At 41.1% G+C, this 791-nt stretch carries 1 protein-coding gene; it reads left to right on the top strand.

Features of this window, described 5'->3' with window-relative positions; translation table 11 throughout:
* Positions 1 to 10: 10 nt before the first annotated feature.
* A partial coding sequence (locus EZV76_RS17845; RefSeq protein WP_500683424.1) for a DNA-directed RNA polymerase subunit beta' occupies positions 11 to 791 on the top strand: 781 nt, incomplete at its 3' end.

Raw genomic sequence — 791 nt, 5'->3', positions numbered from 1 at the left:
AAAGGATTTTTTGGTTAGACGTATCGAATTGGCGAAACATTTTATTCGAACAAATATAGAACCTGAATGGATGGTTTTGTGCCTATTACCAGTTCTTCCTCCCGAGTTGAGACCGATCATTCAGATCGAGGGGGGTAAAMTAATGAGCTSGGATATTAATGAACTCTATAGAMGAGTTATYTATCGTAACAACACTCTTACCGATCTATTAACAACAAGCCGATCTACGCCTGGAGAATTAGTAATGTGTCAGGAGAAATTGGTACAAGAAGCCGTGGATACACTTYTGGATAATGGAATCCGCGGACAACCAATGAGGGACGGTCATAATAAAGTTTACAAGTCATTTTCAGATGTAATTGAAGGCAAAGAGGGRAGATTYCGTGAGACTCTMCTTGGYAAACGGGTYGATTATTCRGGGCGTTCCGTSATTGTCGTRGGYCCTTCMCTTTCATTACATCGATGTGGATTGCCKCGCGAAATRGCAATAGAGCTTTTCCAGACATTTGTAATTCGKGGTYTAATTAGACAACATCTTGCTTCSAAYATAGGRGTTGCKAAGAGTAAAATYCGGGAAAAAGARCWGATTGTATGGSAAATACTKCAGGAAGTTATGCAGGGGCATCCTGTTTTGTTAAATAGAGCMCCWACTCTGCATAGATTGGGCATACAGGCATTCCAGCCCATTTTAGTGGAAGGGCGTGCTATTTGTTTACATCCATTAGTATGTAAGGGATTCAATGCAGACTTTGACGGGGATCAAATGGCTGTTCATGTACCTTTATCTTTGG

This window comes from Flagellimonas alvinocaridis (assembly GCF_004916895.1).
Classification (GTDB): domain Bacteria; phylum Bacteroidota; class Bacteroidia; order Flavobacteriales; family Flavobacteriaceae; genus Flagellimonas; species Flagellimonas alvinocaridis.
This window is presented reverse-complemented; position numbering and strand designations above follow the sequence as displayed.